11 protein-coding genes and 1 tRNA gene are annotated in these 14,958 nt (G+C 32.4%); all 12 read left to right on the top strand.

Annotated elements, in window-relative coordinates; all coding sequences use genetic code 11:
* Positions 1-6 precede the first annotated feature (6 nt).
* The 12 genes from C8N26_RS00645 (at position 7) to C8N26_RS00590 (ending at position 14,955) form a co-directional block, all read left to right on the top strand.
* Entirely contained in the window at positions 7-1,197 is a 1,191-nt protein-coding gene (locus C8N26_RS00645; RefSeq protein ID WP_120185599.1) for an FtsW/RodA/SpoVE family cell cycle protein, read from the top strand.
* Between the two features lie 72 nt (positions 1,198-1,269).
* Entirely contained in the window at positions 1,270-2,361 is a 1,092-nt protein-coding gene (murG, locus tag C8N26_RS00640) for an undecaprenyldiphospho-muramoylpentapeptide beta-N-acetylglucosaminyltransferase (protein WP_120185598.1), read from the top strand.
* Positions 2,361-3,707 (top strand): UDP-N-acetylmuramate--L-alanine ligase, encoded by a 1,347-nt coding sequence (murC, locus tag C8N26_RS00635; RefSeq protein WP_120185597.1) that lies wholly within the window; start codon positions 2,361-2,363, stop codon positions 3,705-3,707. The genes murG and murC overlap by 1 nt, the downstream gene beginning before the upstream one ends.
* A gap of 1 nt (position 3,708) precedes the next feature.
* Positions 3,709-4,449, top strand: coding sequence for a cell division protein FtsQ/DivIB (locus tag C8N26_RS00630; RefSeq protein WP_028891246.1), 741 nt, complete (start codon positions 3,709-3,711; stop codon positions 4,447-4,449).
* Positions 4,436-5,791 carry a cell division protein FtsA gene (gene ftsA / locus C8N26_RS00625; RefSeq protein ID WP_028891245.1) on the top strand — a complete coding sequence of 452 codons (1,356 nt, stop codon included), beginning with the start codon at positions 4,436-4,438 and terminating at the stop codon, positions 5,789-5,791. Before C8N26_RS00630 ends, ftsA begins: the two co-directional genes overlap by 14 nt.
* 87 nt (positions 5,792-5,878) lie before the next feature.
* Positions 5,879-7,738, top strand: a complete 1,860-nt coding sequence (gene ftsZ, locus C8N26_RS00620) for a cell division protein FtsZ (RefSeq protein ID WP_028891244.1) — start codon at positions 5,879-5,881, stop codon at positions 7,736-7,738.
* A 71-nt stretch (positions 7,739-7,809) separates the two neighbouring features.
* The gene (locus C8N26_RS00615; RefSeq protein ID WP_120185596.1) at positions 7,810-8,256 is read left to right on the top strand and encodes a GatB/YqeY domain-containing protein; all 447 of its coding nucleotides are present in this window, start codon (positions 7,810-7,812) and stop codon (positions 8,254-8,256) included.
* 11 nt (positions 8,257-8,267) lie between these two features.
* Positions 8,268-8,341, top strand: a tRNA-Arg gene (locus tag C8N26_RS00610).
* A 125-nt stretch (positions 8,342-8,466) separates the two neighbouring features.
* The gene (locus C8N26_RS00605) at positions 8,467-9,015 is read left to right on the top strand and encodes an RNA polymerase sigma factor (RefSeq protein ID WP_170141609.1); all 549 of its coding nucleotides are present in this window, start codon (positions 8,467-8,469) and stop codon (positions 9,013-9,015) included.
* Between the two features lie 60 nt (positions 9,016-9,075).
* Positions 9,076-10,038, top strand: a complete 963-nt coding sequence (locus C8N26_RS00600) for a FecR family protein (RefSeq protein ID WP_120185594.1) — start codon at positions 9,076-9,078, stop codon at positions 10,036-10,038.
* A gap of 71 nt (positions 10,039-10,109) precedes the next feature.
* Positions 10,110-13,550: a SusC/RagA family TonB-linked outer membrane protein gene (locus tag C8N26_RS00595; RefSeq protein WP_120185593.1), complete on the top strand. Its 3,441-nt coding sequence runs from the start codon at positions 10,110-10,112 to the stop codon at positions 13,548-13,550.
* Between the two features lie 19 nt (positions 13,551-13,569).
* Positions 13,570-14,955: a RagB/SusD family nutrient uptake outer membrane protein gene (locus C8N26_RS00590; protein WP_120185592.1), complete on the top strand. Its 1,386-nt coding sequence runs from the start codon at positions 13,570-13,572 to the stop codon at positions 14,953-14,955.
* Positions 14,956-14,958 lie beyond the last annotated feature (3 nt).

Raw genomic sequence — 14,958 nt, 5'->3', positions numbered from 1 at the left:
AGATTGATGAAATACATCTTTCGACATATTAAAGGAGATAGAGCTATTTGGGCCATAGTAACAATGTTGGCAATATTTTCGTTTATGCCAATATATAGTGCTAGTACCAATTTAGTATATGTAGTGGGTAATGGTTCTACTTTTGGGCATTTAATAAAGCATATCGTGTTGTTAATTACAGGTTTTGCTGTGATTTACGGGGTACATAAAATTCCATATAGGTATTTTAGTGGAGGGTCTGTTTTAATGTTTCCAGTTGTTATTGTTCTGTTGATTTTTACCCTAGCTCAAGGAACAACCATTGAAGGTGCAAATGCTAGTAGATGGATACGAATTCCGTTTGTAGGTATTGGTTTTCAAACATCTACATTGGCGGGTCTTGTGTTAATGGTATATGTAGCGAGATATTTAGCGAAACATAAAGAAAAAGTTATTTCTTTTAAAGAGAGTTTGTTACAGTTGTGGTTGCCAGTTGGTATTGTATTGGTGTTGATATTACCTGCAAACTTTTCAACAACAGCTATGATATTTTTTATGATTCTGTTAGTGTCATTTATAGGAGGGTATCCCTTAAAGTACATTGGCTATATATTAGGAATGGGGCTTTTTGCTTTTTTGTTTTTTATTTTAGTAGCTAAAGCGTTTCCAGATGCAATGCCAAACCGTGTAAATACATGGAAAAGTAGAATTGAAAGTTTCTCACAACCCAATGGAGAAGAGAATTATCAAGTAGAAAAAGCAAAAATAGCCATAGCTACGGGTGGTGTTGTAGGTAAGGGGCCAGGAAAAAGTGTTCAAAAAAACTTTTTACCTCAATCTTCATCCGATTTTATTTATGCAATTATTGTTGAAGAATATGGTTTGGCAGGAGCAGTCGTAGTTATCTTTATTTACTTTTTATTACTTTTTAGAATATTAATAACAGCTAAAAAAGCTACTACCATATTTGCAACTTTGTTAGTTATAGGTGTGGGAATCCCTATTGTTTTTCAGGCGATGATAAACATGGCGGTAGCAGTGAATATTTTACCAGTAACAGGACAAACACTCCCTTTAATTAGTAGTGGAGGTACCTCTATTTGGATGACATGTTTCGCATTAGGAATGATTTTAAGTGTAAGTGCTTCTAAAAACGAAACGGAAGAAACAATTTTAGACGACAACCCTTTAGATATTTTACATGAAACACTTGATTAAAAGTATAAATTTATGGGTTGGAACTGCTATAAGTGTTACATACAACCATAATGTTAAAATAAAATAGATTGTATGAAACAGTCGATTAATATCATAATAAGCGGTGGAGGTACTGGTGGACACATTTATCCTGCCATAGCAATTGCTAACGAAATTAAAGTTCGTTATCCAGAAGCTAATATTTTGTTCGTAGGAGCAAAAGATAAAATGGAAATGGAGAAAGTTCCGCAAGCAGGATATGAAATTGAAGGATTATGGATTTCAGGTATTCAAAGAAAACTAACTCTTACAAATTTAATGTTTCCATTCAAATTGTTAAGTAGTTTGTGGAAGGCACATCGAATTATAAGTAAATTCAAGCCTGATGTAGCTATTGGTACAGGAGGTTTTGCTAGTGGACCAACATTAATGGCTGCTAATCAAAGAGGAATTCCAACCTTAATTCAAGAGCAAAATTCATACCCAGGGATAACTAATAAATTTTTAGGAAAAAGCGCACAGAAAATATGTGTAGCATATGATGATTTAGAGCGTTTTTTTCCAGAGGATAAAATTATAAAAACAGGAAATCCAGTTCGACAAGATTTACTATTTATTCATACAAAGATTGAAGAAGGTAAAGAATTTTTCGAGTTAGATGCTTCTAAAAAAACATTATTGGTTTTAGGAGGAAGTTTAGGGGCTCGTAAAATAAATCAGCTAATAGAAGCTAATTTAGACTTCTTTAAAAATCAGAACATACAGCTTATTTGGCAATGTGGTAAGTTGTATTTTGATGAATATAAAAAATACAATGAGATTGAAAATGTACAAGTACATCAGTTTTTAAACCGAATGGATTTGGCTTATGCAGCGGCCGATTTTATTGTGTCTAGAGCAGGAGCAAGTTCGGTGTCAGAGCTATGTATTGTAGGTAAACCAACCATTTTTATTCCGTCACCTAACGTGGCAGAAGATCATCAAACAAAAAATGCTAAATCAATAGCAAAAGAACACGGAGCAATTGTAGTTAAAGAAAGTGAGTTAGAAACATTTCCTGTGGTATTAGAAACTTTATTGAAAGATAAAGGGAAGCAAGAGAGTTTAAGTGAGAATATCAACGAATTGGCGTTGCCTAATGCTACAAGTCATATCGTTAACGAAATAGAAAAATTAATCAGTTAGTGAATTTAAAAACGATACATAACGTTTATTTTATAGGTATTGGTGGGATAGGAATGAGTGCCTTGGCTCGATATTTCTCTGAGAATGGTAAGGTGGTTGCTGGTTACGATAAAACACCGTCTCCTATCACTAAAGGTTTAGAGCAAATAGGGGTGGAGATTCATTTTGAAGATGCTGTAAAGAATATTCCGATTTCATTTTTAGATAAAAGGGCTACATTGGTAGTGTATACACCAGCAGTTCCTAAAAATCATCAAGAATTAAATTACTTTACAAATAATGGATATACGGTTTTAAAACGAGCTGAAGTGTTGGGAGAAATTACTAAAAACACTTTTTGTTTAGCAGTAGCAGGAACACATGGTAAAACAACAACATCTTCAATTTTAGGGCACATAATGCAGCCTGAAAAAGCTACTTCTTTTTTAGGTGGAATTGCAGAAAATTATAATTCCAATTTAATTTTAGGTGAAGATAAAGTATCGGTGGTTGAAGCAGATGAGTTTGATCGTTCGTTTTTAAAATTATCTCCAAATATTGCCTGTGTAACTTCTATGGATGCAGATCATTTAGATATTTATGGAGAAAATGAAATGCTTCAGCAGTCTTTTGTTGAGTTTGCGAATAAAGTTTCTGATACGTTAATTGTCGCAAAAGGATTGCCATTGAAAGGGTTGACCTATGCAGTAAATGAAGATGCGGATTATAAAGCTTTTAATGTTAGGGTTGAAGTGGGTAAGTACATTTTTGATGTACAAACACCAACATCAGAAATTAAAGATATCGAATTCCATTTACCAGGAAATCACAATATGATGAATGCATTGGCAGCATTGGCAATGGCAGATGTATACGGAGTTTCGTTAGAGAAAATAAAGGAGCAATTAAAATCTTTTAGAGGAGTACAAAGAAGGTTTTCATACAAAATAAAAACAGATGATGTTGTTTTAATTGATGATTATGCACATCATCCAACAGAGATAAAAGCAGTAGCACAATCGGTTCGAGAAATGTTTCCAAATAAAAAAGTGTTAGCAGTTTTTCAACCGCATTTATTTAGTAGAACAAAAGATTTTGTTGATGATTTTGCAGAAGCATTATCATTGTTTGATGAAGTGTTGTTGTTAGATATTTATCCAGCAAGAGAATTACCGATTGAAGGTGTTACTTCAAGTTGGTTATTGGATAAAATGACATTAGAAAATAAAAAGCTAGTATCTAAAGAAAAATTAAGCGATGAAGTGCTTAAATCTGAGTCAAAAATAGTGACGATGTTGGGGGCAGGAGATATTGGTTTATTGGTAGAAGAAGTAAAAAATAAAATTAAAGAAAAACACAAAATCTAGTATGAAAAAAGTAGCAACTTATCTATCTTTTTTCTTGTTGTTGATGTTTTTGGCGTTCTTGTATGGCTTTACAACCAATAGAAATGGCTTAAAAAAGGTAAAAAACACCGTGGTTGAGTTTGAAGCAGGTGATAATAACTTTTTGACGCACAGTATGGTTGATAAATTGTTAATACAAAATAATGAATTTGTTAAAAACCAACCGAAAAGATTGGTAGATTTACACTTTCTGGAGGCTAATGTTTCGGCGAATCCGTATGTTGAAAAAACAGCGGTGTTTTTAACTGTAGATGGGGTGTTAAAAACATTAATAAAACAACGAACACCGATAGCTCGAATTGTTGATAAGAACAAATCTTTTTATGTTGATAAATATGGGGCAGAAATACCTTTATCAACAAATTTTTCAGCAAGAGTACCGTTAGTTTCAGGAATAAGGGGACCTGAAGAAATCAAAGAATTAACAACGTTAATAAAAACAATTAATAGTAATAGTTTTTTCGCTAAAGAAATTATTGCTATTCAAAAAGACGCCCAAAACGAATATACATTTACAGTTCGTAGCGGTGATTATGAGATAATTTTTGGTGAGTTTAAAGATGCAGCAGAAAAGTTTAAAAAGCTAACAGCGTTTTATAACAAAGCTCTTAAAGATAAAACTATAAGTAATTACAAAACGATAAATGTAAAATACCACAACCAAGTTGTGTGCACAAAACAAAATCAAGATGGAAAACAATAAAATTGCAGTTGGTTTAGATATTGGTACAACCAAGATTGTTGCCATGATTGGTCGTGAAAACGAATACGGAAAACTTGAAGTTTTAGGTATTGGTAAAGCAAAAAGTTTAGGTGTAAAAAGAGGGGTTGTTAATAATATTACACAAACCATTCAATCCATTCAACAAGCTGTTGACGAGGCTGAAAGTGTTTCAGGACAAAAAATAGAAAATGTTGTAGTAGGTATTGCTGGTCAGCACATAAGAAGTTTGCATCATAGTGATTATATAACACGAGAAAAGGCTGAGGAAGTTATCGATGCAAATGATATTGAAAACTTAGTAAATCAGGTTCATAAATTAGTAATGTTACCTGGTGAGGAAATTATTCATGTGTTACCTCAAGAGTTTAAGGTAGATAGTCAGCCAGATATTAAAGAACCTATAGGAATGTATGGAGGTAGGTTAGAAGCTAACTTCCATGTTGTTGTTGGTCAAGTATCTTCTATCCGAAATGTTGGAAGGTGTATTAAAAGTGCTGGTTTAAATTTATCTGATATTACATTAGAGCCTTTAGCATCAGCATCAGCAGTATTAAGTCAAGAAGAAAAAGAAGCAGGTGTAGCGTTGATTGATATAGGTGGCGGAACAACAGATTTAGCTATTTTTAAAGACGGAATTATTCGTCATACAGCAGTTATTCCTTTTGGAGGTAATGTAATTACTGAAGATATTAAAGAAGGTTGTTCAATTATTGAAAAGCAAGCTGAGTTGTTAAAAATAAAATTTGGTTCTGCATGGCCAGGAGAAAATAAAGAAACTGAAATTGTTTCTATTCCAGGGTTACGAGGAAGAGAACCAAAAGAAATTACGCTTAAGAACTTATCTAAAATAATACACGCTAGAGTACAAGAAATTATTGAGCATGTGTACTTAGAAATTAAAAACTACGGACACGAAACTCAAAAAGGAAAACTCATTGCAGGTATTGTTTTAACAGGTGGAGGAGCTCAATTAAAACATTTACGTCAGTTAGTAGAATATATTACTGGAATGGACGTTCGTATTGGGTATCCAAATGAACATTTGGCAGGAGATTCTGATGAAGTCTTATCAAGTCCAGCATTTGCAACTGCAGTAGGGTTGTTAATGGAAGGATTGAAAAAAGAAGAAAGTGAAGTAGTAGCAGTAGAAGAAGCTCCAGAAGTGTTTGAAGAACCAGCTATTGAAGAAGAAAAAGAAGCTATAGAAGAAGCTCAAGAAGAGAAGGAACTACCAGCGAAAGAAAAGTCTAAATCAATCTTTGAAAAGTTTACCAAGCGATTCACTGAAGGATTTAAAGAGTTTTTAGATAACGCAGAGTAAAAGTATATATAAAAAACTACTCCGAATTAATCCCCTAAGAAGGAGAGTGTAAATTGAATAAGAATAAAAAAAAAAAGAAAAGTTATTATGAGCGCAGAATTTGATAACATTTCATTCGACATGCCGAAAACACAATCGAATGCCATTAAAGTAATTGGTGTTGGTGGGGGAGGAAGTAACGCAGTAAACCACATGTATAGCAAGCAAATTCACGGAGTAGATTTCGTAATTTGTAACACAGATGCACAAGCATTAGAAAACAGTCCAATTCCTAATAAAGTACAATTAGGAGCACATTTAACCTCTGGGTTAGGTGCGGGTGCAAACCCTGAAATAGGAGCACAGGCAGCGGCTGAAAGTATTCAAGAAATTCAACAAATGTTGAGTACGCATACCAAAATGGTATTTATTACCGCAGGTATGGGTGGAGGTACCGGTACGGGTGCAGCACCAATCATTGCCAAAATTGCTAAAGATATGGATATTTTAACGGTAGGAATCGTTACTATGCCATTTCAATTTGAAGGAAGAATGCGCTCAAAACAAGCTCAAAAAGGAATTGATGAGCTACGTAAAAATGTAGATTCGTTAATTGTTATCAATAATAATAAACTGCGCGAAGTTTATGGTAACTTAGGGTTTAAAGCAGGATTCTCAAAAGCAGATGAAGTTTTAGCTACAGCGGCAAAAGGTATTGCAGAAGTAATTACACATCACTACAAACAAAATATCGATTTACACGATGCTAAAACGGTATTGTCTAATAGTGGTACTGCGATAATGGGGTCTGCAAAAGAAACTGGAGCTAACAGAGCTAAAAATGCAATTGTAAAAGCGTTAGATTCACCGTTATTAAATGATAACAAAATTACAGGAGCTAAGAATGTATTGTTGTTGATTGTTTCTGGAGGTAATGAAGTTACTTTAGATGAAATTGGAGAAATCAACGATTATATTCAAGATGAAGCAGGATATGATGCCAATATTATTATGGGTATTGGTGAAGACGAATCATTAGAAGACGGAATAGCTGTAACAGTTGTAGCAACGGGTTTTGCTGCTGATCAACAAGGAAATATTACTAATACAGAAGTAAAAAAGATTGTTCATACTTTAGAAGATGAGCAAAAAGCTACTTACAATTTTGGAGATCAGAAAATTCAAACTTCACCTAGTATAAATGAACCTTTACCTACTAAACCAACAGATAAAGTTGTTCATGTATTAGAAGAGGAAATTGTTGAGCCTAAATCGAATTTAATTCCTACAACAGAGGCTATTAAAAATATAGATGTAGTGTACGATGAAATCGCTATCGAAACTATTTCAGAAGACGATTTTATTATTACAAATATAGCTGAGCCAAAAGTAGAAGAAGAAGTAAGACAACAACCAGTTCAACAAGATTTATTGTTTGATTTACCGTTGAATTCTTACGAAGAAATAAAACCAGCTTCTCATTTAGTTGAAACTACAAATGAGATTAAAAATATTGAAGTAACTGCACAAGAAATTAAATTTCATAAGGTAGAAAAACGATATGTTTTAGATGATTTTAACGCAGAACCAACCATAGGCAAAAGTTCTACACCTATTATAAAAGATGAAGTAGAAGAAGAATTACGTTTTGAAGTAAAATCTAAAACGCAAGAGGAAATTAATAACATTAATACTTCAAGCGAAGAAGTTTCTCCGTTAGACTTAACAATTTCTGAAGTGCAAAAAAGAGCACAAGAAAGACGTGAAAAGATGAAAGGTTTTAACTATAAGTTTAACGATCAAGTAAGTAAAAATATAGATGAAATTGAGCGTCAACCGGCTTATAAAAGATTAGGAGTTGATATTGATTCTGGTTCAGATATTAGTAAATCAGATACAGCATTAAATACGGATAATAACGATTTATTACGATCAAATAACTCGTTTTTACACGATAATGTAGATTAATAAAAGAATAACACGTATTTTTAAAATCCCGATTTATCGGGATTTTTTTTAATAGTTAAAATTATAAAATTATGAGTTTGCAAAAACAGGTAATGGATAAAATGAAAGAAGCTATGAAAGCGAAAGATACAGTAGCTTTAACAGCTTTAAGAGCCTTAAAATCGGCTTTTATGTTAGCAAATACAGAAGCAGGGGCAGGGGAGTTATCAGAAGCAGAAGAGTTAAAAATTGTTCAAAAGCAAGTAAAACAACGTAAAGATAGTGCAGCTGTATTTACAGAGCAAGGACGTAATGATTTAGCAGAACCAGAATTAGCTGAAGCAGCTGTTTTAGAGCAGTTTTTGCCAGAGGCGTTGAGTGATGATGAGATTGGTGAAATCGTTGAAAAAACGATTGCAGATGTTGGTGCTGAGGGAATGAAAGATATGGGTAAAGTAATGGGAATTGTTTCTAAACAATTAGCAGGACAAGCAGACGGAAAAACTATCTCAGCAATTGTAAAAGCTAAATTAGCTTAATAAAATTTATAGACTCAGTAGTTCAACTGGATAGAACATCAGATTTCGGCTCTGAGGGTTAGGGGTTCGAGTCCTCTCTGGGTCGCTAACTATTTATATACCTGATAATAATTATTATCAGGTTTTTTTATTTAAGCTTTACGATTATTTAATACTAAGTAGTAGATAAGGAAATGTAAAGAAAATACATTTGACCTCAATTTTAAAATAGTGAATGTAATTGAGGAAATAATAGAAGGGAATCAAAAGGCTTTTAAAAAGTTTTATGATAAAACTCACGCAAAATTATTCTCATTTACATTTAAACATACTTCTGATTTTGAACTTTCTAAAGAAATAATACAAGATTCATTTGTTATTTTATGGGAAAGGAAAAAAACACTTACACCTAGCTGGGAATCTTTCGAAGCTTATTTGTTTAAAGTAATTCGCAATAAATGTATTGCTGAGTACAAACAAAAAATAGTAGTAGCTGAAGCTTTATTATATTATAAAGAAACACAAGAATTACTACAAACTGAGTCAGATAGTAATTCAAATATACCTAGTATAAACAAACTTTTAAATACACTACCAAGTAGACAACGTAGAGTTATAGAATTGGTGAAACTACAAGGCTTATCATACAAAGAAGCTGCGTTAGAATTAAATATATCAGAAAGAACTGTAGAAGCCCATCTTAGAAAAGCTTTTGATACATTACGAATTAAAGCAAACTTGTTGTATTTTTTTGGTTACTTCTTATTAACCTTATCTTAATCTTTAGAAGTAAGGGATTTCTTTAAAAGCTCACTCTTTATTAATAAGAAAGAGTTGAGTATGAAACAAAATTTACGAATAAAATATTTGCTAGAAAAGCTTACTAATAAAAGCTTGCATAAAAATGAGCTAGAAGAACTAAAAGAAGCTTTAAAAAACGAAGAGCTATTAGAAGATATTTTAGAAGAGTCTTTTAATAATCAAGATCAAGTTCATTATTTAGATAAAAATAACCTTAAAAAGTCTGTATGGGAAGCAATTGAGAAAAGAATTGAGAGTAAACAAAATCAGGTAAAGATAATCACTTATAACTATAAGTGGATAGCCGCTTTATTTATTATAGCTTTAGGAGTCTCTTTCTTTTTTCAAAAGAACAATTCTTCATCTTTGGTAGAAATAGCGAATAACGATATTCTCCCTAAGACGATACAGATGCCAGATGGGTCAAAAATTACATTAAGAGAAAACTCAAGAATCAGTTATCACGAAAAGTTTGCTACTAATAGAAATCTTACGCTTACAGGAGAAGCTTTTTTTGAAGTAAAACGAGATTCTTTATACCCATTTTCTGTAAAAGCAGATGAAGTAACAACTAGAGTTCTTGGGACTTCTTTCACAGTTAAAACAAACGATTCTATAACTAAAATAAGTGTTAATACAGGTTTGGTGAGTGTTCAAAATTCATCAAAGAAAGAGTTTTTAAGACCAGATGAATTAGCAATATTTAATAGAAAACATAATACATTTTATAAAGGAAAAACAAAGGCGGTTGCGCATAATTTATGGGCAATGGAACAAGTGTCTTTTAAAGAAATTACACTTTTAGAATTATCTGAAGTTTTTAAAACTTTATATGAAAAAGAAATAATTTTTTCTAATGAAGACCTAAAGGCTAAAAAGTTATACGCCTTTTATATAAAGAGAAATGAATCTTTAGAAAAATTGATTGACAGAATTAATTATATAAACGAAGTAGAACTTAAAAATTATAATAATGATATCAGAATAACAGCTAAACTATAAAAGGACCTGCTGGAACAGGTCCTTATTGATAAGTATTGAAATCCGAAAAAAAATCAACACCTAAATGTAATATGAAACAATTTAAAAAAACACGCCTGTTTGTAATAGGCATATTCCTGATTTTTCAGGCAAATTACGGGTTTTCTAAAAACCTAGACAATGAAAAAATCTCATTAGAACTCAATGATGCTACTCTAGTAACTGTTTTTGAGCAAATGACAAATTTAACACAATTTAAATTTACTTATGGAGATTACATCGCAAATAATTCTAACAAATACACTGTAAGCTTTCAAAATAAGGAGGTTACTATAATTCTTGATGATCTTTCTAAAAAAGTAGGTTTTGATTATAAAATTGAAGAGAATAATATAATCATAGGAAAAAGAGAACAACAGAAAGAAAAAACAATTCAACAAAAAATTAGTGGAAAAGTAGTTGATAAAACAGGTGAGCCTTTACCTGGAGCTACAGTGAGTATAAAAGGAACATCTATAGGTGTATCAACAGATTTTGATGGGAATTTTCAATTAGAGTTAACAAACGAAGCTAAAACTTTAGTTGTAAGTTTTGTTGGTTTTGAAACAAAAGAAATTAATATTGGTTCAGAAACAGTTTTTAACATTACTCTATTAGAAGACGCTCAAGTATTAGATGAAGTTGTTATTATAGGTTATGGAGAACAATCTAGAGCTAAAGTAGTTGGTGCAGTAGGAGAGTTAAAAAATGAAGAACTAACGAAAGTAGCTTCAGCCTCTATAGAGCAACAAATAGCAGGTAAAATGTCTGGAGTAGTAGTAAATCAGTTCAATGGACAACCAGGAGCTGCTTCTCAAATTGTAATTAGAGGTACAGGAACATTAACTGCAGGTGCGAATCCATTAATTGTAGTAGATGGTTATCCGTTAACAGAAGGAAGTTCGTTAAACTCTATAAATTCAAATGATATTTCTGATATAAGTATTTTAAAGGATGCCGCTTCAGCAGCAATATATGGTTCCAGAGCAGCAAATGGAGTAATATTAGTAACTACAAAAAAAGGTAAATCAGATCAAAAAACTTCTATTTCGTTACACACTTACATGGGAATACAAGAACAAAGTTCTGGAGTTGAACTTGTAGATGCTTATAAGCATGCTCAATTTTTAACTGAAGCTCGTAACTGGGGCTATGTTTCTAAAGATCCTTTAAACAGAAGTGAAAGTGACCCAAACTCAGTTAGGGTAACTAAAAAAATTAATGGTAGAAATATTGACGGAAGAGAGTTGTATTTAGATTATCTACAACCTTACCTTGATGGAGAGCAAGGATTAATCAACACAAATTGGATGAATGAAGCGTTTAGGGCTGCTCCAATGTATAATTATGATCTTTCAATTTCTGGAGGTAATAAAAAAACAAGGTATTATACTTCTTTAGGATATTTTCACCAAGAAGGTATTGTAATTGGTAGTGGTTTAAAACGTTATTCGGCAACCTTAAATTTAGATTCAAAAATATCAGATAAAGTAAAATTTGGAATAAATATTAAACCAACGTTTACAGTTCAAGATGCTTTAAATCAGAGTAGCAGAAGTTCTGGAGCTTTAGCGCTTATTCCTTTGAATTTTCCTTCTTATTCTCCGTACAAGTTTGATGGAAGCTTGAATATAAGTGATCAGTTAATTAATGAACAAAGAGAAATAGAAGGAGTACGTATTAATGGAACACCTGTTGAAAATTTAGTAGCTACTTCAAGAAAAGTTATCGATCAAAAAGATCGTTTTAGAACTTTTGGTAATATTTATTTAGATGCTGAAATCTTCAAAAATTTGAAATATAAGTTTTCAATGGGAGGAGATTATGATGCGTATGTACGAAACTATTATTACCCATCGGATGTAGGATCATATCGTACACCTGCACCTAGAAGTGATGCAGATGCTACTGAACGTAAATTAAATAGATATAATTATTTAGTTGAAAATACTTTAAATTATCAGTTAAAATCTAACAAGCATTCGTTGAATGTACTTGTGGGGCATACTTTTCAAAAAGAAAAAATAAGCAGTACTACTGTGAAAGCTACAGGGTTTGCTGATAATAATATTCAAAACATTGCAGGAGGTAGTTCGTTTACCGTTGATAATACTCTTGATATTTGGACTTTAGAATCCTATTTATCTCGTGTACAATACGATTATAATTCAAAGTATTTATTCTCGGCAGCTATAAGGGCAGATGGATCTTCTCGATTTGGTAGTAATAATAGATGGGGGTATTTTCCATCAGTTTCGGCAGGATGGGTATTTAATAGAGAAGAGTTTTTCCCGCTAAAAGATATTATCACATTTGGAAAAATTTCAGGTAGCTGGGGACAAACAGGTAACAATCAGATAGGGAATTACAGTTCTCAAGCATTGGTAACAGATTCTAATTATGTATTTGATGGAGGGTTGGCTCCAGGGTATATTACCACAACGGCTCCTAACCCAGATTTAGGTTGGGAGGTAGCTTCTTCTTTAAATGTAGGATTAGACTTAGGGCTGTTTCATAAAGTAAATTTAAGTGCTGCCTATTACAAAACTAATACACGCGATTTGTTGTTAGATGTACCAGTGCCTCAACAAACAGGTTATACTACAGTATTGGCAAACATTGGAGAAATGGAAAATAAAGGGCTAGAGCTTCAATTGTCAGGACAAGATTTTTCTTTAGGAAATGTAAAAGTTGGATTCAATGCAAACTTAACTTCATATAACAATAAAGTACTAGCTCTTGGTCCAGGGCAAAAAGAAATAGCTACAGGAACAGATCAAAATTTTGTAACTAAAGTAGGGCACTCTATTGCAGAAATTTACGGTTATGAAGTTGATGGAGTTTTTAAGACCCAAGAAGAAATAGATAATACACCTCATTTACCAGGAACGCTAACAGGAGATTATAAAGTGAAAGACATGAATGGTGATGGAGTAATTAATGTAGATGATAAAGTTTCAAAAGGATCATATATGCCAGATTTCACATATGGTTTTGGGGCTAATTTACAGTATGAAGGATTTACTTTTAGCTTTGGATTTAACGGAGTAAAAGGAAGAACGTTAATGGATGGAGATATGTCAAGCTTAACAGAATCAGGAGAAGGTTTTGCTGTACCAACCACATATTATTTTGAAAATAGGTATCACCCAGAAAACAATCCGAACGGATTTTTAGGGCAACCAAACTTTGGAAACTTTTCTAATTCGAGAAAGTTATTGAGAAGTTCAGTTGTAGTTGAAAGAAACAACGGAGATTATATACGATTAAGAGATGTTCGTTTAGCATATGATTTTTCTGAGTCTCTTTTAAATAAACTTAAGCTTTCAAAATTACAAGTTTACGTATCAGGAAATAACCTTTTTACTTCAACAGATTATAGAGGGTGGAATCCTGACGGAACTTCAGGGAATATTTTAACCTCTGGTTTTAATAATGGAGGAAATTACCCAGTAGCAAAAACATATTTAGTAGGAGTAAGAGTAACTTACTAACAAATAAAATAAAGAAGAAATGAAACGTACAATATATTTTTTAATTGTTATTGCATTAGTTACTGCTTCGTGCGATAATGAACTGATACAAAACCCTAATACCAGTAAGGTTGCAGATAATTTTTATTCAAACGAAGCAGAGCTAGAAGAAGCTGTAAATGCTGTTTATGCTTCTTTACAGTTTACAGGAAACTTTGATACAGCAATACCTGCGATAGGAGAGCTTCCTGGTGAAGATGCTTATGACCAAACACCCGCTAATGACGGAGGTGTTTACGGACAACTTGATGATTATAACGTAATAGCTCAAAGTGGATTGATAGCTAATATTTGGAAAGATGCTTACAAAGGAATTCAAAGAGCGAATATTGTTCTTAATAGAATAGAAAATATTGAATATAACAGTGAAGAAACTCGTAAAAATAGAATAGGAGAGATGAAGTTTATACGAGCACTATATTATTTCAATCTTGTAAGGATTTATGGAGACGTTCCATTGATAACTAGTGAAATTATTAATCCTCAAGATTCTTTTGGACAAGAAAGAACACCTGCAAATGAAGTGTATACTCAGATAACAGAAGATTTATCTGAAGCTATAGATTTACTTCCTGTTAGAAGTGAAAGTAATAAGATGAGAGTAGTTAAATCTGCAGCACAAGTATTGTTAGGTAAGGTGGAATTAACGCTTCAAAATTACGATCAAGCAAAATTACATTTAGAAGAAGTAGTAAGTTCAGGAGCGCACAATTTAGTAGATGTAAATGAGGTGTTTTCAACAAGTAATGAACTTAATGAAGAAATTATTTTTGCAGTACAATTTTCTTCAGGAATAAATTCAAATAGTGAAGGATCTGATGCTTATCGAATGTTTAATCCTACAGGAAGAGTCGTTGGGAATTTAACAGGAACTAAAGGACATGGAGTTTTAAAGTCAGATTTTTATAGTTTATATCAAAATAATGATAAACGTAAAGATGTATACGTAGGTACTTTAGAATCAGGAGTAGCATATAATAATAAAATAGCTGTTCCAACTACTGTGGTAGGTGATGCAGAAAGTGATTGGGTAGTATTGCGTTATGCAGATGTACTTTTAATGTTAGCTGAGGTTGAAAATGAGTTAGGAAATCAAACTAATGCCATTAACTATATAAATCAGATAAGAAATAGAGTTGGGTTAGAAGATTATAACGGAATGGAAGATAAGTCATCAGTATTTACTGAAGTTGATTTACAAAGAAGATTGGAGCTTGTTTGGGAAGGACATCGTTGGTTTGATATTTTAAGACAAAATAGAGCTTCTGAGGTATTAGGTATTTCGGATAATACTAAACTATTAATGCCTTTACCAGCAAGTCAAATAGCAGCAGATCCAGCTTTACAACAAAATCCAGGGTACTAATTT

The sequence above is a fragment of the Tenacibaculum lutimaris genome (assembly GCF_003610735.1).
Taxonomy (GTDB): Bacteria; Bacteroidota; Bacteroidia; order Flavobacteriales; family Flavobacteriaceae; genus Polaribacter; species Polaribacter lutimaris.
The sequence above is the reverse complement of the archived record's forward strand: the minus strand, read 5'-3'. Positions and strand labels throughout refer to the sequence as shown.